The sequence below is a fragment of the Alkalibacillus sp. S2W genome (assembly GCF_046764385.1).
In the GTDB taxonomy this organism is placed as follows: domain Bacteria; phylum Bacillota; class Bacilli; order Bacillales; family Alkalibacillaceae; genus Alkalibacillus; species Alkalibacillus almallahensis.
Genome location: NZ_CP177234.1, coordinates 2,623,336 through 2,644,427 on the forward strand (window position 1 = coordinate 2,623,336; position 21,092 = coordinate 2,644,427).

Annotated in this window: 21 protein-coding genes; 10 read left to right on the forward strand and 11 right to left on the reverse strand. The window is 39.0% G+C overall.

Translation table 11 applies throughout. The features are described from left to right. Positions 1-3 precede the first annotated feature (3 nt). Complete coding sequence (locus ACKXGF_RS13545) at positions 4-2,892, reverse strand: DUF3427 domain-containing protein (protein WP_411954222.1); 2,889 nt, start codon at positions 2,890-2,892, stop codon at positions 4-6. Between the two features lie 10 nt (positions 2,893-2,902). Then, complete coding sequence (locus ACKXGF_RS13550) at positions 2,903-3,313, reverse strand: (deoxy)nucleoside triphosphate pyrophosphohydrolase (protein WP_411954223.1); 411 nt, start codon at positions 3,311-3,313, stop codon at positions 2,903-2,905. Between the two features lie 646 nt (positions 3,314-3,959). On the opposite strand from ACKXGF_RS13550, the gene ACKXGF_RS13555 reads away from it, so the two are divergent. Both ACKXGF_RS13555 and ACKXGF_RS13560 read left to right on the forward strand, forming a co-directional pair. Beyond that, positions 3,960-5,876 carry a 3'-5' exonuclease gene (locus ACKXGF_RS13555; RefSeq protein ID WP_411954224.1) on the forward strand — a complete coding sequence of 639 codons (1,917 nt, stop codon included), beginning with the start codon at positions 3,960-3,962 and terminating at the stop codon, positions 5,874-5,876. A gap of 14 nt (positions 5,877-5,890) precedes the next feature. Further along, positions 5,891-6,190: a TIGR04104 family putative zinc finger protein gene (locus tag ACKXGF_RS13560; RefSeq protein ID WP_411954225.1), complete on the forward strand. Its 300-nt coding sequence runs from the start codon at positions 5,891-5,893 to the stop codon at positions 6,188-6,190. Between the two features lie 20 nt (positions 6,191-6,210). Here ACKXGF_RS13560 and ACKXGF_RS13565 read toward each other — a convergent pair whose 3' ends face one another. The 3 genes from ACKXGF_RS13565 to ACKXGF_RS13575 all read right to left on the reverse strand — a co-directional run bounded on the left by ACKXGF_RS13565 (position 6,211) and on the right by ACKXGF_RS13575 (position 8,928). Further along, positions 6,211-6,831, reverse strand: coding sequence for a metal-dependent hydrolase (locus ACKXGF_RS13565; RefSeq protein WP_411954226.1), 621 nt, complete (start codon positions 6,829-6,831; stop codon positions 6,211-6,213). Positions 6,832-6,967: 136 nt separating this feature from the next. Beyond that, complete coding sequence (putP, locus tag ACKXGF_RS13570) at positions 6,968-8,626, reverse strand: sodium/proline symporter PutP (protein ID WP_411954227.1); 1,659 nt, start codon at positions 8,624-8,626, stop codon at positions 6,968-6,970. Positions 8,627-8,745: 119 nt separating this feature from the next. After that, positions 8,746-8,928 carry a hypothetical protein gene (locus tag ACKXGF_RS13575; RefSeq protein ID WP_411954228.1) on the reverse strand — a complete coding sequence of 61 codons (183 nt, stop codon included), beginning with the start codon at positions 8,926-8,928 and terminating at the stop codon, positions 8,746-8,748. A 436-nt stretch (positions 8,929-9,364) separates the two neighbouring features. On the opposite strand from ACKXGF_RS13575, the gene ACKXGF_RS13580 reads away from it, so the two are divergent. Together ACKXGF_RS13580 and ACKXGF_RS13585 are read left to right on the forward strand one after the other, a co-directional pair. Then, complete coding sequence (locus ACKXGF_RS13580; RefSeq protein ID WP_411954229.1) at positions 9,365-10,456, forward strand: carbohydrate kinase; 1,092 nt, start codon at positions 9,365-9,367, stop codon at positions 10,454-10,456. 1 nt (position 10,457) lies between these two features. Next, complete coding sequence (locus ACKXGF_RS13585; RefSeq protein ID WP_411954230.1) at positions 10,458-11,366, forward strand: pseudouridine-5'-phosphate glycosidase; 909 nt, start codon at positions 10,458-10,460, stop codon at positions 11,364-11,366. Positions 11,367-11,585: 219 nt separating this feature from the next. Here the strand turns inward: ACKXGF_RS13585 and ACKXGF_RS13590 are convergent, their stop codons facing one another. The 3 genes from ACKXGF_RS13590 to ACKXGF_RS13600 all read right to left on the reverse strand — a co-directional run bounded on the left by ACKXGF_RS13590 (position 11,586) and on the right by ACKXGF_RS13600 (position 13,792). After that, on the reverse strand, positions 11,586-11,855 hold the full coding sequence (locus tag ACKXGF_RS13590) for a hypothetical protein (RefSeq protein WP_411954231.1): 270 nt from the start codon (positions 11,853-11,855) through the stop codon (positions 11,586-11,588). Positions 11,856-12,373: 518 nt separating this feature from the next. Continuing rightward, complete coding sequence (locus ACKXGF_RS13595; protein ID WP_411954232.1) at positions 12,374-12,625, reverse strand: hypothetical protein; 252 nt, start codon at positions 12,623-12,625, stop codon at positions 12,374-12,376. 87 nt (positions 12,626-12,712) lie between these two features. Continuing rightward, positions 12,713-13,792, reverse strand: coding sequence for an alanine racemase (locus ACKXGF_RS13600; protein ID WP_411954233.1), 1,080 nt, complete (start codon positions 13,790-13,792; stop codon positions 12,713-12,715). Positions 13,793-13,918: 126 nt separating this feature from the next. Here ACKXGF_RS13600 and ACKXGF_RS13605 point away from each other — a divergent pair, with 126 nt between their 5' ends. The 5 genes from ACKXGF_RS13605 to ACKXGF_RS13625 are packed head-to-tail and all read left to right on the forward strand — an operon-like array spanning position 13,919 to position 17,694. Beyond that, positions 13,919-14,563 (forward strand): hypothetical protein, encoded by a 645-nt coding sequence (locus ACKXGF_RS13605; protein WP_411954234.1) that lies wholly within the window; start codon positions 13,919-13,921, stop codon positions 14,561-14,563. Beyond that, the gene (locus ACKXGF_RS13610) at positions 14,556-15,299 is read left to right on the forward strand and encodes a cytochrome c biogenesis CcdA family protein (RefSeq protein ID WP_411954235.1); all 744 of its coding nucleotides are present in this window, start codon (positions 14,556-14,558) and stop codon (positions 15,297-15,299) included. The genes ACKXGF_RS13605 and ACKXGF_RS13610 overlap by 8 nt, the downstream gene beginning before the upstream one ends. A gap of 18 nt (positions 15,300-15,317) precedes the next feature. Continuing rightward, positions 15,318-15,908: a redoxin domain-containing protein gene (locus tag ACKXGF_RS13615; protein WP_411954236.1), complete on the forward strand. Its 591-nt coding sequence runs from the start codon at positions 15,318-15,320 to the stop codon at positions 15,906-15,908. 42 nt (positions 15,909-15,950) lie between these two features. Continuing rightward, complete coding sequence (locus ACKXGF_RS13620) at positions 15,951-16,643, forward strand: response regulator transcription factor (protein ID WP_411954237.1); 693 nt, start codon at positions 15,951-15,953, stop codon at positions 16,641-16,643. Next, complete coding sequence (locus ACKXGF_RS13625) at positions 16,618-17,694, forward strand: sensor histidine kinase (RefSeq protein ID WP_411954238.1); 1,077 nt, start codon at positions 16,618-16,620, stop codon at positions 17,692-17,694. The genes ACKXGF_RS13620 and ACKXGF_RS13625 overlap by 26 nt, the downstream gene beginning before the upstream one ends. Positions 17,695-17,731: 37 nt before the next feature. Here the strand turns inward: ACKXGF_RS13625 and ACKXGF_RS13630 are convergent, their stop codons facing one another. Together ACKXGF_RS13630 and ACKXGF_RS13635 are read right to left on the reverse strand one after the other, a co-directional pair. Next, positions 17,732-18,991 (reverse strand): YeeE/YedE family protein, encoded by a 1,260-nt coding sequence (locus ACKXGF_RS13630; protein ID WP_411954239.1) that lies wholly within the window; start codon positions 18,989-18,991, stop codon positions 17,732-17,734. A 147-nt stretch (positions 18,992-19,138) separates the two neighbouring features. Further along, positions 19,139-20,077 carry an MBL fold metallo-hydrolase gene (locus ACKXGF_RS13635; RefSeq protein ID WP_411954240.1) on the reverse strand — a complete coding sequence of 313 codons (939 nt, stop codon included), beginning with the start codon at positions 20,075-20,077 and terminating at the stop codon, positions 19,139-19,141. 223 nt (positions 20,078-20,300) lie between these two features. Between ACKXGF_RS13635 and ACKXGF_RS13640 the strand changes: the two genes are divergently transcribed. After that, positions 20,301-20,780: a hypothetical protein gene (locus tag ACKXGF_RS13640; RefSeq protein ID WP_411954241.1), complete on the forward strand. Its 480-nt coding sequence runs from the start codon at positions 20,301-20,303 to the stop codon at positions 20,778-20,780. A gap of 16 nt (positions 20,781-20,796) precedes the next feature. Here ACKXGF_RS13640 and ACKXGF_RS13645 read toward each other — a convergent pair whose 3' ends face one another. Further along, positions 20,797-21,030, reverse strand: a complete 234-nt coding sequence (locus ACKXGF_RS13645; protein ID WP_411954242.1) for a hypothetical protein — start codon at positions 21,028-21,030, stop codon at positions 20,797-20,799. Positions 21,031-21,092 lie beyond the last annotated feature (62 nt).

Consider the following 21,092-nt stretch of genomic DNA (forward strand, 5'->3'; position numbering starts at 1 on the left):
ACATTATTTATCAGTTAGATACTTATACAAATGGTAATCCACAGGCTCTTCTAACAACATGTTCATATGGACAACAGGAATTTGTTTACCATGTTTATCTACCATCTTGTCTTCAACTACAGTCTCACGGTCAGGTGTCGCCTGCCCTAGATAATAAAAGTCTTTCCCTTCATCATCATCTTTCTTTAGGAAAATATGAATATCAATTCCTTGATCTTGAGCATGAATAATATTCTGCACCTCATGTGACTTTAATGAACGATTACTTCTGGTATACCATTTGAAAACATCAGGACTTAATAACTCATCCCCGTAATCAATACTCGATTCCACATCTTGTTTGTGATACGTCACAAAAATTGGACAGGTACCATGTTTCACTTTGTATCCATAAACAGTAGAGCTTTCATCATGATCCCAACCCAACAATTTACATGCATCTTTACGAGAATATTTCTCATACAACGTAAACGGCTCTTCATCATTATACTTTTTAGCCTTCTCTTTAGCTGTTTCCAGTACGTCTAACACTAACGTTTTAAAGAATTCGTCTTTTAAACCTTGAATGAAAGTATTATTTAGTGATAATTCATCTCGTTCAATAACGACTAATGCTTCACCACCATACTTCTTCACATCAGTGTCTTTGAAAAACGATAAAGTGAACATATTTTTCACTGAATTAATAGTCTTTTGATCCGTTTCACAACCGACACTAGATAATCTATTTATATAGGTTTCTTCAGTGACAGAACCGTTTTCAATTAACATCTCTAATAAAACAATTTCGTGTATTCGTTTACCATTTAAGATCTCTTTCGATAGCATGGTTAATGCTTTATATTCCTGTAAACCAATACTAGGCAGTTCTTTCACCCCTACTTTATGTAAAAACTCAAAATAATTATCGTACTTATCGACAATCACATCTGGGTCAATTGAATCATGATCTGAAAAATCATATAGATAAGGTATTTCACCAAGTTTATATCTAAGCTGTTTAAATTCTTCTCTTAAAATCTTTAATTGGGATAGGTTTTCATTATTAATAGAATCAAAAACGTGTTTCTTAGCGACTTCTTCAAAATTGATGGTTGATACACCTGTAATATAGCTTGTATCCACTGTTTTACGGCGAATATTATCCTTATTTTGCGAATGGTCACCTGATAAGGCAACGGGAATCAGATAGTTTTTCTTATAATTACCGATAAAATCAATCACCGTTACGAAGTCTTTCGAATCATGTTTTCTGAGCCCTCTTCCTAATTGTTGTACGAAAATAATGCTTGATTCCGTTTGACGTAACATAACCACTTGATTGATCGATGGAATGTCTATACCTTCATTAAAAATATCGACCGTAAGAATATAATCAAGCTCACCATTTTCTAATTTATTAACATATTCTAATCTCACATCTTGAGAATCTTCACCTGTTAGAGCTACCGTTCTATAACCTCGTTCATTGATCAAGTCTGATAGCTTCTTAGCTTCCTCCCTTTGGCTACAAAAGATCAAACCTTTAACACGGTCTCCTGAATACCCATAATAATGCACTTTCTCTAAAACATGCTCAACACGTTCTTTCGTGACCAACTGGGATAATTTAGTCGTATCGTCGATTGTTTCGCCGTTAATTTCGAAGTCTGTTACACCAAAATAATGAAAAGGACAAAGCATATCTTCTTCCATAGCTTCCTGTAGGCGAATTTCATAGGCAATGTTGTAATCAAATAGCTCATATATATTAAAATCATCTGTACGTTCTGGTGTTGCAGTCATACCCATTAAGAATTGTGGTTCGAAATGATTGATCACTTTTTGGTACGATTGAGCGCCTGCTTTGTGGACCTCATCAACTAATATGTAATCGAATAATTCTGGATCTAATTGTTGCAGTGTTTCATCTTTAGATATTGTTTGAATCGTCGCAAACAAATATCTAGCATTCAGATCCTTGCTTGAACCAGACAAAATGCCGAAATCATCATCTTTACCACCCAGAATTGTCTTATAATCTTCTAATGCTTTTTTCAATATTTGCTCACGGTGGACAATGAATAACATCCGTTTCGGTTTATAGCGCCTGACATCAAACGCAGATAAAAACGTTTTACCTGTTCCGGTAGCAGATACAACCAATCCTTTATCATGCCCCTGACTTCTGACCGCTTCTATTTCATGCAAAGCTTCTTCTTGCATTTTGTTCGGTATGACATTCACTGCTTTCTCTAACGAATTAAATTGATACTCTCCAGGGAAATCAAAGACATTTTCAGACCATTGTTGCTGATAAGTTGGCTGATACATATGTTCATATTGATCGATCCATTCAGACGTTAAAGGTTGTGATTGGTCCCAAACATCTTCAAATTGCTCTTTAAAATGATTGATTAACTCACCATTATCATGTGAGGTTAGCTTTACATTCCATTCATGATTCACTTTTAATGCATGCGCTGTCAGATTAGAGCTTCCAATAATTAAAGATTGATAAGAATCATGTTCGAATATGTATCCTTTCGCATGAAAGCCTTTCACATCCGTTAATCGTACTTCGACATTTGTAACTTTTAATAATTCACGAAACACATTTGGTTGATTAAAATGCAAAAACGTCGACGTTAGAATCTTACCTGTAATTCCTTTTTTCTTAAGATCATACAGTAATGCTTTCAAAGCAGCTAGTCCACTTTCAGTAATGAATGCAACAGAAAAGATAAATGAATCACAATTCTCTAATTCCTCATGAAATGCCGATAAAACCGTGTGACGATTTTGTTGGTCATTGACCAATAATTGTGGTTTATAAGCTTCACTGCTTTTTACATAGCGGTCTATAAACCCTTTCCGAAGTGAGTTTTCGAGGTCTTGTACAAAGCTTTCCATGGTATCCCCCTTAGGAACTGTTTTCTACAGAGAAATCTAATTCAATTTGCTCGATTGCTGGTATATCAGCTGGCGCCCAATCTAATAGAGATAACTCATTTGATGCTAACCAATCTATTTTCACGTGTTCAGTCAAAATCGGTTCACCTTCAACTAATGTGCAGTAAAAAGTGGTTAAATGGATGATTCCAAAATCGTACTCGTAAACCGTATGTTCTACTTGATCGCCAATGTGAATCTGACACTGAAACTCTTCATCAATTTCACGTTTCAATGCATCTTGTGGTGTTTCATTAGGCTCTACTTTACCGCCGGGAAATTCCCATTTATAAGCAAGAGTAGATTTATCCCCTCTTTGAGCGCAAAGTATTTTATCATCTTTTATAATCACTGCTCCTACGACATGAATATCTTTTTTCATATGGATCCTCCGAACTATAATGATGTCATACTTAAATTATAACAAAATAAGAATATTAAAAATAAAATATCATTTTAAGAACCAATATGTAACCCCGCATTCCATAATATGTTAATATTAACTTACCATTTTAACGAAAAGGATCCATCCCTATTAAACTGGAGGCTGTACATGAAAACGTATGAAAAGTTATTCCTAGGCATCATAATTGCCTTTTGAATCTTATCCTTCTTAGCTTTATTTGACACTATACTAATAACAAACATGTTTAACTATTTGATGGTTTCATCTATAGCTCTTACACTAGCATTTATTTATATCATCATAAAAAGAAAATATAACAACAACCTTTTCAATTATATATATATCTATTAATTTCAATGATCGTCTTGTTTTCAGTCATAGCCATGCAACAAGGATTTATTAGCCAAGACCATATATTAGGATATCTCATTCCGTTTTTCTTTTTTATCCTCGTCCCAATCAGTATGGTTGTACGAGGCTTAAGGAGTTTTAAACGTAAACAATAACCTATACCCAAGTCGTTAAATCCATTTAAAATTTTGAGATTAGTCGTATTACTTACACACCTTTAGTCCCATATTATGTTAAAATATCCCTAACAAACAAAACAAAGGTGACGACAATGGCGCATACGGTACCAGAAACGATTCGGACGTCTTCAACGACGGGTGAAAGAATTTTGTTTCGTACGTTAAAAGACTACTTACCAGAAGATTACATCGTGTATTATGAACCTGAAATTCATGGGAGAAGGCCGGACTTTGTCATTATCGGGCCTGATTTAGGTGTGGTCGTGCTTGAGGTGAAGGACTGGACACTGAATACGATTGTGAAGGCAAATAAGGATGAGTGGTTGATTTTTGGACGTAATCAACAACAGGCTATGGAGAAAAATCCTTATAAAAAGGCTGAAGAGTTCACGTTCCATTTAATGAATCATCTCAAAAAAGACAATCACTTACTGCAATCAGAAGGCAAAAATCAACATAATTTAAAATTTCCGTGTGGGTACGGGGCTGTATTTTCACGTCTATATACTGAACAGATGTCACGTGAGCAATTGTACAGCGTGATCGATCCCCAGTTCTGCTTTGCACGAGATGAAATTGATCCAGAACACAGTCATTTTTCTGAAACCATCTTAATCGAAAAATTAATGAATATGTTTAAAGTTAATTTCAGGTTGCGTGAGCCTCTTCCTCAGGCTGATATCGATGCCATCCGTCACAAATTGTTTCCTGAAGTACGAATTAGTGGTGAGTTTAAACAATCAGCACCACACCAAGATCAAATCTTGTTATCGATGCACAACTTAAAAACGATGGATATTCATCAGGAGAATTATGCGAAGAATTTAGGAGATAGAAATCGTCTAATTCGTGGCGTCGCAGGTAGTGGTAAGACCTTAATCCTAGCGACTCGGGCCGCCATTTTAGCGAGAGAAAATCCTGATTGGAATATTCTCATCCTATGCTTCAATATTTCACTTGCGAATTACTTACAACAACAAATTGATGTGAAAGTACATGAGCTTGAAAGTGAAGGCGATCAAGGATCATTGTTTGACAATGAAATGCCAGATGGAAAGTCATTTGGCAACATCGAAGTCTATAATTTTCATTCATTTTTGTATAACAAATTCAAAGTCAAAGACGAACAGATCCCGAACTTAATCGAATCACTAAAACCCCATAATCAATTAGCTCAACAGTATGATGCGATTCTAATTGATGAGGGCCAGGACTTTAAACAAGAGTGGCTTACGCTTGTTAGTCACTTACTCAACCCAGCGACACAATCACTGTTACTCGTTGAAGATCGTGCACAAAATATTTATAAACGAAAACGCAGTTATATAGAGGATACGGGACTTAGTTTCCAAGGGCGTTCAAAAATTTTATCAATCAATTATCGTAACACGCAGCAAATCGTTCGTTTCGCTTGGGACTTTTACAGAAACAATTCGGAGTTACAACACAAAGTCGCTGAACATGAATTCGAAGGTGAGATCATTGCGCCAAAAACAACACCGCGCAAGGGACCTGAACCTTTCATTTTTAAAGCTGGCCGTTTTACGGATGAACTGAAACAAATATCACGCATTATCCATAAATTAAACCAAGAACATCACGTCCCGTTAGATGAAATGGTCATTTTGTATCGTGTGAAACGAACGTCACATCAAGATTACATCGGGACCATACAGCACCAACTGAAGACACATAACATCCCACATTACTGGATTAGTGAAAGTTCTTCGAGTAAGCGTCAGTATGAGAAAAACGACGGTCAGGTCAAAATTAGTACAATCGATTCGAGTAAAGGCCTGGATTTTCAGGCTGTCTTTATTGTGAATATAGACCAAATGCCTTATAAATACGAAGAGGACACGCAACGTGAAGCCGCTTTACTATATATCGCCATGACGCGGGCGCACAAATATTTATGCTTATCGTATTCAAATGATTCAGCTTTCACCCAGTATTTAGAAGAAGCAAAAGCCCAACAAACCAATTCCCAAAATGAACGTTTAGGTTAAGGAGTTGTTGAATAATGCCAACTTGCCAACGTTGTTTCGAAACATGGACTTTTAAGGACACAATGAAACGTGCATTTGTTTTAGACACACGCCTCACTTGTCCTTACTGTGGTGGCACACAATTTATATCAAAGGAAACGCATAGACGATTTGGGATGACCACCTTATTCATTCCAATCACGTTGTTCCTTCCTTTGCTCTTTAATATATCACCATGGTGGGTGATTTCTATATTGGCTGTCCTAACTCCAATTTATTTCATTGCTTATTGTTCATTGATGACCTTATCGAATGAAGAAAAGAATTTCTTTTGATTAAAACAAATCTAGTTTTATTAAAACGGCATCACAGAACTAGCCAACATCCATACACAAAGCCCTACTAATCCCATGACCACGACGTTTTCAACTGGTGATCCTGTTCTAAAAGACAAGATAAATTTAAACTTCTTCTGACTGAGTGGATAAAGTAGTGGCACGCCTTGCTTCGTTAAGAAGTCTCCGAAAATATGCGATACGACACCGATTAAAAATCCGTATTGCAACGTTTCCGATATACTAATAGAAGCTTGTAGCATTGTTAAGGCAACACCTACGAGCACCACAAAAACTAAAGAGTGCGTCCAAGTTCGGTGTGACGTTAACATGAGTAAAATGAGTCCCATTCCGATTAATAAAAAGCTCGTACTTTGTTCTGTAAATATCCCTAACATCTCAGGACGCCATATAACCCCAATAACAATTAAAGCGACTACCCCAGCGAAAATCGGATACACATAGCGTCCTATTTTAGATTGTTTAGAGTCAACATCAGGTAATAGAGCGCCTATTAAAACGACTGCAAGAAATAATAACGTTTCAGGTACACCGTTTAAATCAAGCGGGTACCAACTTTCGAATGTAAGCGCAGCTACACCCCACGTTAACCCCATGGCTTGATGCCCTTTTGCCATCATGATGTCTCGATCCTTTCTTGTTGTGAGTGACGTTTATCATCATACCAACTTTGCCGCATCTAGCACCATCAGCCTTTAGACACAAAAAACAGCGAACATCTCTATTAAAGTAGATGTTCGCCGAAAAATAAATTTATTACGATTTCAACATTTCTTGAACTTTATTGAATTCATCTTGAACTTCTTGGTTAGGTTTCGATTTATTCATGCCAACTAACACAGCTACAATAGCACCAACCGCTAACATCAGAACAATGGAAAAGATACCTTCAATTGGGTTGATGAAACTCCAGAATAATATAACTAACAATCCTGAAATTAACCCAGATGATTTACCACCTATACTAACCAAGACTGCTGCAAGCGTCGCAAATAAGAATCCTGGCACTAATGAATATAAGCCACCAAACGGATCGAATTGATCCCAAGTTAAAACAGTCACAGCACCGATAATAACACCTGCTAAGGCGCCGTTGCGCGTTAAACGTTTCCAGAATAGACTGAGCACGACAATCGGTCCGAATGAGGCTCCGAATCCGGCCCAGGCGTTCGCCACGAGTTCGAGTACGCGACTTTCATCATCACTTGCGATAATTAATGCAATTAATGCAATCACAATAACTGAAATACGTGCGACCCAGATTAACTCTTTATTAGAGGCATTTTTACGGAAAAAGCCTTTATAAAAGTCTTCGGCCACAGCTGATGATGACACCAGTAACTGGGAGTCAACCGTACTCATAATCGCTGCTAAAATCGCTGCTAATAAAACACCTGCTACAACAGGGTGCGTTAACAATTGTGTTATAGCAATAAAGACCGCTTCTTCGTTGGCCAGCATTAACATACCGCCATCCATCGACGCTTCTATTCCACGATTCGCTAGTTCTGATTGCACTGCTTCTGTTCCAATATAAGCAAAACCTGCAATCCCAACGAAAATCGCACCAAATAATGAGAAGACCATCCAACTCATACCGATTAAGCGTGCGGTTGGAACATCTTTATGCGACCGAATTGCCATGAAACGTGCTAGAATATGAGGTTGACCGAAGTAACCCAGCCCCCAAGCAAGTGAGGAAATAATAGCAAGCGTACTTACGCCCTGAATCATATTCAAGTGGCTTCCTTCTGATAATTCACCTACAACTCTTATTGTTTCACTCCAGCCACCTAATTCGGAAATGGCGACAAACGGTAAGACAATTAAGGCTAAGAACATGAGAATTCCTTGAATGAAGTCCGTCCAACTTACGGCAATAAAACCACCTAAGAACGTATAAGCGATAATGACTAATCCACCAATGAGTAACGCGACCATATAGTCATACCCAAATGTATTGCTGAATAAGACAGCGCCACCGACTAAACCGGAAGCTACATAAACCGTGAAGAAAATCAAAATAACAGCTGCTGAAGCACTACGTAATAAACGTGAGTTATCACGGAAACGTTTCTCTAGAAAGTCTGGCAATGTGATTGCATCGCTAGACACCTCTGTATAAATACGCAAACGTTTCGCAATAAACTGCCAGTTCAAATATGCTCCAATGGTTAAACCAACAGCGAGCCATGCACTTCCAAAACCACCTAAATAAATAGCTCCTGGTAAACCGAGAATCAGCCAACTACTCATATCAGATGCCCCTGCACTCAATGCGGCTACACCTGGGCCTAACTTACGGCCACCTAAAAAGTAGTCTGATAGATTATTCGTTAAACGATAACCAATAATACCAAGCGCCAACATCCCAACGAGATAAATAATAAACGTCGTTAAAGTAGCTGTACCCATTATGATTTGTCACGCCCTTTCACCCATGAAATGAACGACAGAACAACGACTAGTAGCATTGGTACAAATAGCCAGAAATACGTACCTAATGAAATGCTGTACTCCATCCAATCTCCCCCTTAATTTAATAGTAGTTCAAATACAACGAAACCAATAATCACATAAATGAATATGGCGATCACAATCAATAGATAGGAGTAACCACTCTTCTTACTTTGGACAACATCTTTCAAAACGTATGTCACCAAAGCCGCGAAGCCAAATACAACAATTATGATGACCATTTCGTTAATGATGAACATCAGAAATGCCTCCTAAAAAGAAGCTCCTTTGTTCCATCATATCAATAGTTATCATGTGAGCGCTAATACATTTTATGATTATTTAAGCGGTTTCATGTTTATACATCTTTAATTCGACAAAAGTTTGCTTTTACCTGCTAAAGTTTTTAATTATCTAAATAATTTGTTATCTCCATTTTAATAAAAGGAACTTAACTACAACAATCATCATTGCTTAAAACCAAACAAAAAACTTATCAAAAAAATAGCTACTAGAGTAATTATTGAAGGTAACCTTAGTACGTTTACGTCAACTCAAATGAACTTTAGCGCCTTATATTCACTTTGTCTAATCATAATTATAACTGTTAAAGCATTTTCACTTTACAAACAAATGTTTATGTTTTAAACTTTTGTTATAGATAGTGAAACGCTTTCATTTTAAGGAGGTGAGTCCGTGGATAAAGAGGAACAGATTCTACAAATTATACGATTCAATCCATATATTACCCAACAGGAACTTGCTGATCAGATTGGGCTATCACGTCCAGCTGTCGCCAATTATATTAAGCGGCTGATCGAAGCCGGGCGCATCAAAGGGCGTGCATACGTCCTTAATGATGAACAAACAATTGCTTGTGTTGGGGGTGCTAATGTTGACCGTAAAGCCCACGCCTTACAAGCAGTACGACTACAGTCATCAAACCCTGTAAAAACCGAGGAATCATTAGGAGGTGTCGCTCGTAATGTTGCCGAGAACTTAGCCCGCTTGAATCTAAGACCTGGCTTGACCACTGTTGTCGGACAGGACAAAGAAGGCGAATGGTTGCGTGATGCGTCTTTCAAGCTTGGCATTGATACGCAAATGATGATGACCTTATCTCAAGAGCGAACAGGAACATACAGTGCTTTCCTTGATCCTAGTGGTGAACTCGTTGTCTCAATGGCTGACATGGCGATTTATGATGCGTTAACGAAACAGCTTATTCAGCAAAAATGGTCCCATATAAAACAAGCAAATGCGATTTTCCTTGATACGAATATTGCTGCTGATGCCTTACAAGAAGTCATTGAACAGTCAGCTAAACAGCAATTAACGGTTTTTGTTGACCCCGTATCATCGATTAAGGCTGAAAAACTACCCAAAGATTTAACAGGCGTACACACCATCTTGCCTAATCAAGAGGAAGCTGAAACCTTATCAGGTGTCACGATTAATCAAGAACAAGATTACGCAGTAGCTTCCCAGAAGTTGCTTGACCAAGGTGTCCAACAGGTTGTCTTAACCTTAGGCGCTAAAGGTATTTATTACTATAACCAAGAGGAATCAGGTTTTATCGAAGCATTACCCGTAGATGTCAAAGATGTCACAGGGGCTGGTGACGCCTTTACTTCAGGTGTGATTTACGGAGCAACCCAGCAAATGTCACTCAGTGAATCTTGTCGTTTTGGACTTGGTTGCGCGACTGTCACCTTAGAGTCAGAACAGTCTTGTGCAGAAGATTTATCCGTCGAAACGGTCTATACAAAATTAAAGGAGTTGAATTAAGATGGAACAATTTTTATCTTATACAGAAGAAGTGCGTGACGCTCTAGAAAACGGAAAGCCAGTCGTCGCACTCGAATCAACTATCATTTCACACGGATTACCCTACCCAGAAAATATGGATATGGCGAAAAAAGTTGAAAATATCATTCGCGACCAAGGTGCTGTACCTGCCACAATCGGTCTTATGGACGGGAAAATTAAAATTGGTTTAACAGAAGAAGAGCTCTATACATTTGCGACAGAGGAAGGCATTCATAAAGTGAGCCGTCGCGACTTTGGTCATGTCATTGCGAAGAAAGAAATTGGAGCAACAACCGTAGCTGGAACGATGATTGCAGCAAACCTAGCAGGTGTTCGCGTCTTCGCAACAGGCGGTATTGGCGGTGTCCACCGCGAAGGTGAATATACTTGGGACGTTTCAGCTGACCTACAAGAATTAGCTCAAACCAACGTGGCAGTCGTCTGTGCTGGAGCGAAATCGATTCTAGATATTGGACGTACGCTTGAATACTTAGAAACACATGGTGTACCAGTTGTTGGTTACAAGACAAACACCTTCCCATCGTTCTATTCACGCGAAAGTGAATTTGGTGTCGACTTCCAAATTGACAATCCTGAAGACGTGGCGAAAACATTACAAACGAAGTGGCAGCTTGGTTTAGAAGGTGGCGCTGTAATCGCGAACCCTGTACCTGAAGCTTCAGAGATTCCTTTCGATCAAATCGAAAGCGTGATTGAACAAGCTTTAAGTGATGCTAAAGCGGACAATGTGACAGGCAAAGATGTGACACCATACATCCTAAGCAAAGTGAAATCACTCACTGACGGCCAAAGTCTAGAAACTAATCTAGCACTTGTCTATCACAACGCTGAAGTTGCAGGTCAAATCGCCGCTTCATACCATCAATAACTAGTAAAAGCAGTGGCGACGGAGCCTAAGTAGTTCCTATACCGTGGAGAAAATCTAAAATAATAAGCTAAATAGATAGGCTAATCGCACTATGTTTAGCACTATAAATAATAGTACAAATAGCAAACAAGAACGCTTAGGTAATTTAATTACCTAAGCGTTCTATTTTATATTTTCTTTTTGAACAAAAGCATCTTTTACTTAAAGAAGTATTATTCTTTAATCACACGAGTTGTAGTCACCTTCAAAGTGTTTACCCACACTAGGAACCATTCCTTTTGGAGGTGTCCAAATGACTTGACAAATTTTATTTTCATTTATAACTGTATAAGTATATGTCCATCCTTTTTCATTTTCAAATTTCACTTCAAATTGATAAGGATTATACTGTTTGCCTTCTTGTTGGGTTATATCCCACGCTTCATCAGGATACTCTTCCTCTAAATATTCATTAAGTTGTACTAATTTTTTGGATACATTGTAATCCATCCAATAGGGACGAACAATAAAAAATGAGAGTAATAGTACTGTTAAAGAAGTTGCAATAGTTAAACTGACTTTCCTAAACCTATTTGGTATTAAAAGCGAAACGCCAAAGACAACTATAACAAAAATAACCGATAAAACGATTTCTATTACCGTTGTTGGGTGAATGTTTATCCCCTCCCGTTCTCATTTCACTATCCTGATTTTTTAGTTTAAGTAAGTTCTTTTACAAATTCTATATTGATTTTAACATAAAATAACAATTCCCCTCTTATTTTTAAAAAATCAGTATCGAAAATAGCATACAAATTCATATAGAAAAAGTACATTGACAACGGCTATTGACTTTATGCTATTTGGGTTCCGGTTTTGTATGCTAATTCAAGTGTTAATACCCAATAATCGTTAATATATAAAGAAAAATAACAGACCAAATCATATGAGAATTGGTCTGTTATTTAGTATTCTATTTCGTAGTTTCTCCACCGAAACAGAACTACTTAGACGAAGCCACTGCCTTTTTATTGCACATCATCATAAGTTAAATTATTATCCACATCGCCGTTTTCATCGAGCAATTGAACAAATGATTCATACTCATCAGAAATGTCATCTGCTCGTTTTAATGCTTCTCCCTTGTTATCGAAGGTTTCTACATCATCTTCTTGATCCACTAAGTACACATGCCACTCTTCTCCTTTAGGTCTTACAATGACGCCGTGATCCATCATTTCTGGTTGACCTTCACTTGTTGCTTTTTCTTTTTCGCTCATAGACTATCGCCTCCTCGCCTTTAATATGCGAGGTTACATTAATATTTATGCCATTGAAATCAGTGGATAGAAAACGACGAGTCGTTTTTATTTCGACCCACCTCGCGCATCAACGGACCAGATTTCACCTGTCGACACAACATATGAATCAAATAAGTTGACCGTCACACAGGCATGATTAGGAATGATGTGAATTGTGTCATTAATCGCTAATGGACAATCGGAATCAGCATCAATCGGGATCACGCCGTGTTCTTCAGACAGTTTTTCTATAATGAGTTCAGGATGTTCCACCACATAGCCAAATCCAACCACTGATTCATTACCATGAGCACCTTTTTCAAGTGATAAGGCTTTACTCCCTGCATCGATCACAAGACGGTTCGAGTGTCTCGAGACAACGGTTGCTTTTACCGTCACAGCACAATCCTCAGGCTCTGCGACACCTAAGCCAACTTGCACCATGTCATAAAATACGGCATTCCCAGGTCTGATATCCGTCACGCCATCATACACACCTGCATCAAAAACGGTCGGTGTCGTGCCCACACTACGATGAAGGATCCTAATCCCAATTTCTTCACAGCGCTTAGCACTTGTGACGACGCTTTCCGCTTCTTGACGAGCGATCGCCTGTCGTTCGTCTTCTGATGCGGCACCGTAAGCATGACCTGCATGCGTATAAATTCCCGTCAGATTTAAGCCTGGAAGCTTCGTTACATACTGTGCCAATTCTACTGCTTCTTCACCTGGTTCAACTCCACAACGATTGAGGCCTGAATTCACTTTCAACCAGACATCTACCGATTCTTCTGCAAATGCCTCACTTAAAAGATTAGCTCCGACTGTCGTATCAATACTAACGATGATATGTGCTCGTTCAGCTAAAGTTTGTAAGCGAGCTATTTTTTCGGCTTTCGTAACTGGATAAGCAATCATCACGGATGGAATCCCTGCATCAATCATCACTTCCGCTTCATCTAAAGTCGCAACCGTTACACCAACAGCACCAGCGTCCATTTGCTTTCGTGCAATCTGTTTACTTTTATGGGTTTTGACATGTGGTCTGAAACTCAACCCATTTTCTTTAGCGAACATAGCTAATCGATCTAAATTTCGTTCCATAACATCCGCATCTAAATATAACTGTGGCGTATCTTCAGTCATCGTGAATCCTCCTCTGCTCCCTCAATCGTAACATGCCCTCTCTAAATTAAACGAAATATCTTTTTTCACTTTCATCAAACTTTCATAATTCTTATGTAACATGCAGTCATTAGAGGAGGGAACACCGTGGCAACCACAGCAGCAATCATCGATATCCTAATGTTACTAGGTAGTTGGCTAGTCGGACTGATCGTTTACCGATTATTTGCCGCACAACGCGTCGCAAAACTCGAAGATATTGCTGGGGTCGTCCTCAATATCATCTTATTAACATGGGTTGGTAAAGTCGTCTTTCAGCTCCCGTTATTTCTTCAAGATCCTATCGCTGTTTTAGCGTACCCTAGTTCTGCTAATGCTTTGTATTTTGGCATATTCATCGCTTTTATTTTACTTACTCGTAAAGCATATAAAGAATCCATTGATTTGAATAAACAGCTCTATGGCTTTGTATATTCGCTATTGTTTGCGTCATTCTCCTATAACACGACTGATTTAATCGTTTTTGAGAATACATTCGCGATCTACAACTTAATTATTTTAGCGGTAGTTGTCATAACTTTAATTATAGTCGACCAGCATTTGAAACCTGGTTTACTCAGTGGGTTATTAATCAGTTTATGGAGCGCCGGGCACCTAATCATGCAGTTTTGGGCCCCATTTACGACAACATTCTCATTTTTACTCGCTCCTTGGTTTGTCGCGGTCGTTCTAATCGCTGGAATCAGTTTAATCATCCATACAACGCGAAAGAAGGTGTCACGTTATGATTGATGTCGCAGATTTAAATATTTGGCTAGCTGTTGGCGCGGGAATGTTATCGTTTTTATCACCGTGTACATTGCCGCTTTTCCCAGCTTATCTTTCCTATATTACTGGGGTTAGCGTGAAAGATTTAGAAGGGCAACACGACGCGCGTATAAGGACGAAACTTTTTAGCCACGCGATTTTGTTTTTATTCGGTGTCTCACTGATCTTCATTTCACTTGGCGTTGGTGTATCCATGGTTGGCGAATGGATTCAAAGCTTCTTATCAGGGGAGTCAGGCCAATTCATCCAACAAATCGCGGGTATTTTCATTATCTTTATGGGACTAGTCGTCGGAGGCTGGCTCAATTTTACAACACTGATGAAAGAAAAGCGGTTACGATTTGCGACCAAACCAGCAGGCTATCTTGGGACTGTCTTTGTTGGCATGGGTTTTGCTGCAGGTTGGACGCCATGTATCGGACCGATCTTTGCCACGATTTTAGTTGTCGCAGCTAGTAACCCTTCACAAGGATCCCTTTATACGATTTTCTATGTCATTGGATTCGCTTTACCGTTTTTAATTCTGACATTCTTCATCGGCCGAGCACGTTGGATTGTACGTTATAGCAACATGATTATGAAAATCGGCGGTGTCATTATGGTGATCATGGGTCTATTGCTTTTTACTGGTCAGATGACACGATTATCAACATTTTTACTCGATTTAGTTAACGATACTTGGTTTTCTAATTTAGGTTAAAGAAAGGTGAGTCTATTCATGAAACGAATTATTTTAATTGTCGCGATCTTAGCCATGTTCGGTTGGGCTGTCTATGATTTTGTCATTGAAGATGAGACGACAAATGAAGAATCTTCGAATTCGAGTGAATCAGAAGATTACATGGTCAGCGGTGAAGCTGATGGTGGGAACCCTGAAGAATTAGAAACAGGATTAGAAATAGGTAGTCAGGCACCTAATTTCGAACTCGAAACACTTGATGGCAGTGTGGTACGTTTATCAGATTTCCGTGGTCAACGCGTGATGATTAACTTCTGGGCAACATGGTGTCCACCATGCCGAGCTGAAATGCCTGATATGCAAAAATTCCATGAGAATACGGATATTAAAATTTTAGCTGTGAACTTAACGGAATCAGAAAACTCAATCTCAGATGTCTCAGATTTTACTGAAGAATTTGGCTTGTCTTTCCCTATTTTACTCGACCGTGAAGACCAAGTTGCGACAGCTTATGAAATCATCCCGATTCCATCAACTTATATGGTAGATTCTGAAGGTGTTATTCAGCACAAAGCATTTGGTGCTATGAATTACGACATGATGGTCCAAGAGTACGAAAAAATGGATTAGGCTCTACCATTCTAATATAATAAGTGGTAGAGGTGGAGTTCTATGAAACAAACGATATTAGTCGTGGATGACGACCAAATGATTCGCCAATTAATTCACACTTATTTAGAAAAAGCAGGCTATGATGTGGTCGAAGCAGCTGACGGTATAGAAGCTCAGACCATGTTCACCACACATCAACCCTGCTTAGTCATCTTAGATTTAATGTTACCTAAATTAAGTGGCGAAGCGTTTTGCGAATGGGTCAGAGAGCAAGAACAAGAAGAAATCTCGATCATTGCTCTTTCTGCCAAGACACAAGTCGAAGATAAAATAAACTTGCTTCGAATGGGTGCAGATGATTATATCACTAAGCCGTTTAACCCAGATGAGTTAATCGCCCATGTCGAAGCCGTTTTGCGTCGAACAGGGCGATTTTGCCAAAAAATCGCATACGACGGGTTAACGATCAAAGTCCGAAAAGGGGAAGTGTTACAGAACGGTGCCCCCATTTCATTAACCAAGCATGAATTCAACCTGCTTTACTTGTTTATGCAGAATCCAAACACCGTTTTCTCGCGTGAAGAGTTGTTGGGTCATTTATACCCTAACGACGAAACTGTGGTATTTGATCGAACGATTGATGCCCATATAAAAAAACTACGCGAAAAAATTAACGATCACGCTCACCCACAGCATATCCAAACCGTCAGAGGAATGGGGTATAAGTTTGTTCCGCAACAACCCGTTTATTAAAGGTCTGTTATTTCAACTCACATTCATTAATATCCTAATGATCACACTTGCCATTGGACTGAGCAGTTGGGCCATATACGAAACGGCTTGTTTCTTAGTCGACTCCATGAATGGAATCGATTCAGAAACCCAGGCACGTTTTGAAGCGCTATTACTTGAATATTTGATTGCTTTTACGGTCTTAGCGATTTTGATTGGTGGCTTGCTCCATTATTACTTAACACGTAACATGACACGTCCGATTCGCGATTTAATCCAATCAACCCAAACGCTTAGAGCTGGTCAAGAACCTGAAAAAGTTCATTATCAAGCGAATAATGAAGTCGGCGAATTAATCGAGCAATACAATCGTCTGATTAATCAACTCAAACAACACGATGAGGTTCGTAATAAAATGATTTCGGATCTATCGCACGAATTACGGACACCCGTTTCGAATTTGAACGGCTATTTATACGCCATGCAATCGGGCGATTTAGAGGCTAATCAAGATACACTGCACGCGTTATATCAAGAATCGCAACGGTTAAAAGACTTAATTGAACAAGTCGATCAATTAAAGACACTTGATTATATGTCAAATCAACCTTTCAGTTATAATGAGAATGTTGATATAGCCGAGATCATTCACCAAAGCACAGCTTTATTTGAATGGCGTTTTAACCAGTATTATATTCCGTTATCAGTAGATGTCGTCACGCAACATGCCAACATCGAACCTGAGAGCATCCAACAAGTTTTAAATAACTTACTCGATAACGCTTTAAATTATCATGATCACGTCACACCTGTCACTGTCGAAGGCTACCCAGAAGGTGATCATTACACGGTAAGAATCACAAGCGAGAGCACCACCATTCCTGAAAAAGAACGCGAGAAGATTTTTGAACGGTTTTACCGACTTGATCCATCAAGATCACGTGAATCAGGTGGAAATGGGCTCGGTTTAGCAATCGCTAAAGAGATCATTGAACGCCATCAAGGTAAGATCGGTGTGACAAGTCACGGCAATCGCAATACCTTTTGGTTCACTCTTCCAATCCATAAATAATCCCTCATGTGCGAGTTTAAGCACATGAGGGATTTGTTTAACAGAATGAATCTTTTGATTTGGGTACAGATAAGCCAAACAAAGGCCGTAAATACAGAGCCAAGAATGTTCCCGCTAGAGCTAGAATACCCCAGATATAACCATGCAGACTAAATGATGCAATACCACCAAAGTAAGCCCCAATGTTACAACCAAAGGCTAAACGAGCACCATAACCCATGAATAAACCACCGATAATCGCAGCCGAAACATTCCCTTTCGTTAGACGGGTAAATTTAAACAAGCCACCTGCTGCTGATGCGATAAACGCACCTATAATCACACCAAAGTTAAGCACTGTTGTTGAATCCGTTAAAATCGATGCTTCTAAAGCTTGAGCACTCTCGCCTGACCAATAAGCCCAACTTGCGACATCGAAGCCAATAAATTCTGCTGCTTTCGATCCCCAAAGGGCAAATGCTGACGTGACACCCCACGGCGAACCACGCGTCATAAGTGTAAGTGCGTTTAAGACAGCTAATGCAATCGCGGCTGCGAATAATGGCCAAGAGCCGCGGAACAGGCGTTTCCACCCTGTTGTCGATGGAACTGTTGCCATTTTTGGCGCGTTACGACGACGTTCAATGACAAGCGTCAACCAAGCGATAAACCCAAAAATCGCAATCGATAACAACCACGCGCCACCATAGCCGAAACCAGTCGTTTCAGCGAGCGATACAGGTTGATAAGCTGGTAAATCCTCTGTCCAGAACGGCAAGTGAGCCGCTCCAATTGTCGAACCTACAATAAAGAATAGTAATGTCACGAGCATCACCGTACGACCTCCACCCACGGCATAAAGCGTACCAGATGCACAGCCACCACCTAACTGCATGCCAATTCCAAATAAAAAGGCACCCACTAGTAAACTCACACCCACAGGGGCAACATACCCTGACACTGATAGATCAAAAAATGAAATACCAAATGCTAGAATCGGTGCGAATAAGGTCACAGCTACCGCTAACATCACCATATGCGAACGCATTGCCTTACCATTACCGACCGACATTACCCGACGGAAAGCTGATGTAAAACCAAAACGCGCATGAAATAGTGTATAGCCTAACAAGAGACCAATCACTAATAATAAGGCTTGAACGCCACTATAAGAGACCATCAAATGAATCATTAATCCTGCAGCTATAATTAACGCAGCGATAATTAGCTTCATTTGTGGTTTATTTAAACCTGTCTCGTCTTCTTTGACAGTAACAGGGTCTTTTACTTCATCAACTGGCTGTACTTTTGTTGCCAATTTGAAAACCACCTTTTTCTGATAAATTTAATCGGAATTATAATTACATAGATTACTATATTCGCTACACCCTTGTTTCGTCAATCAAAAAACTTTAAATCACATAAAAAATCTCCTGCTATTTTTTAACAGGAGATTCGAACCCATTTAGGTTTTCTTTAAATAATCCACCAAACCAAGCGCGCAAACACTCATATCCATCTCAAGTAATTGGTACACCTCATCATCTCGTGCTACGCCAAGAGCGTCTAAATGCGCTGCAACTCGTTCAAATAAAGCCTGATGTACAGCTCCAACTTGATGATCTGACTCTCGCTTCATTGCTTCTTCACTCAACTCCAAAAATATCGGCAACCAATCCCGCATTTGCTCGTAAACGACTTGTGGCTCACTCGAACGTCCAAAATGGCCAAAATGAATCGCATCCACTTCAAGTGTTTCGATTCGTCTTAGCGATTCTAACATGGCTTCTGGGTCAAATTGATTAGGAGACGTCGATGGTAAGACGAATGTTTCACCATAAGGTAATAAATGCGGATAATAAACACCAATCGTATCCCCTGTATAGATCGCATTCGCCTTCGAATCATGAATCGACAGATGATGTTTGGCGTGACCTGGTGTATCGTAAAACGTTAGTGTCCGTGAACCAATTGCCAGTTCACTCCCATCACTCTGCTCAATTAATCGATCTTCAGGGACAGGCAGCACTGGATCAAACAGTTCATCAAATTGTTCACCGTAAACGGCTCGTGCGCCTTGAACGAGTTTAGTAGGATCAGCTAAATGACGTTTTCCCCGCGGATGAACATGAACTGTCGCGTTCGGGCAACTTTGAAGCAACAACCCTACTCCTCCCGCATGATCTAAATGTACATGCGTAACAATAATATGTTTAACATTTTCAGGCGCTTCGCCAATCGCTTCTAATCCCTCAATTAAGAATGGGACTGATGGACTAGCACTTGTTTCTATCACAGTTAATGCTTCGTCTTGAATGATATAACTCCCTGTCCGATTAGGTAAGTCTAAATCATAACCATCTATTAGCGTGACATCTTGACCTACCGATTCTAATTTCGACATCTTACCCCTCATTTCTTAGATCTTCTCTAGTTATATCATTCGTTTGTAAATGGTTATATTCCTTCTTAATGATAGATCTTTTCCATTTCAAACTTTATTTGATTGATTTTGAACGGATTATAGGACTTAAATAATTTAATTTTGGTAATATTAGTATCTATTAACTGCATAATTTCTAGTTATATGGTATTATTTAACTACTCTTTTTGTAGGAGGTTACTTTATGGGACCATTAAGCATCAGGCCTGCAGGACCAAACGACTTTAACACGATTGATGACATCATCCATATCAATACAAATGATTCATCAAGAAAAAATGGTTACCCGTTTTTATCTAATGTTAAAGACCTAGAAAAGGTCATCGAATCCTATCAAAATCATTTCCACCATTGTGCTATGATGATCTATTTAAATAAGGATTCCATAGGATTTACGGGGTTACTTTATGAAGAGGGAGACTATGAGGCATGGGTAGTCGGCCCCTATTTAAATAACCTCTATTATTCAACTACCTTAATACAAATTGTGTTAGAAGAACTTCTGCATTTAACCTATAACACCTTCACAACGATTTATTTACATGTCCCAACAGAAAACGAATCATTAATGGAAGCTTGTAAACGACTAAATATGGCTGTTTTTAAACAGGAAGACCATCACTTTACATTTGCAGCTTCATTAAAAAACACGCTGACTCTTTAAGCCAGCGTGTTTTCTCTTATGATGCATCTAAATAAATCACATTGCTTGTGTTTTCATTCAAGCTCATTTCTACATGACTTCCATCAAGGTCCTGGCTAGCGCCACCACCGAACATTGGGAAGACATAAAATACTAAGAAACCTAAGATTAATAGTGTAATAATAATTGCGGTTACTGATTTAATAGCGGTTGCTCCTGTGCGACTTGGTTCTTCATGTTTTTCAACATACTCTTTTTTCTCATCAGCCATGATTAAACCTCCTTTAACTAGCTTTATATTCATGAATTACCCTTCCCAGCCTTCAGCTTAAA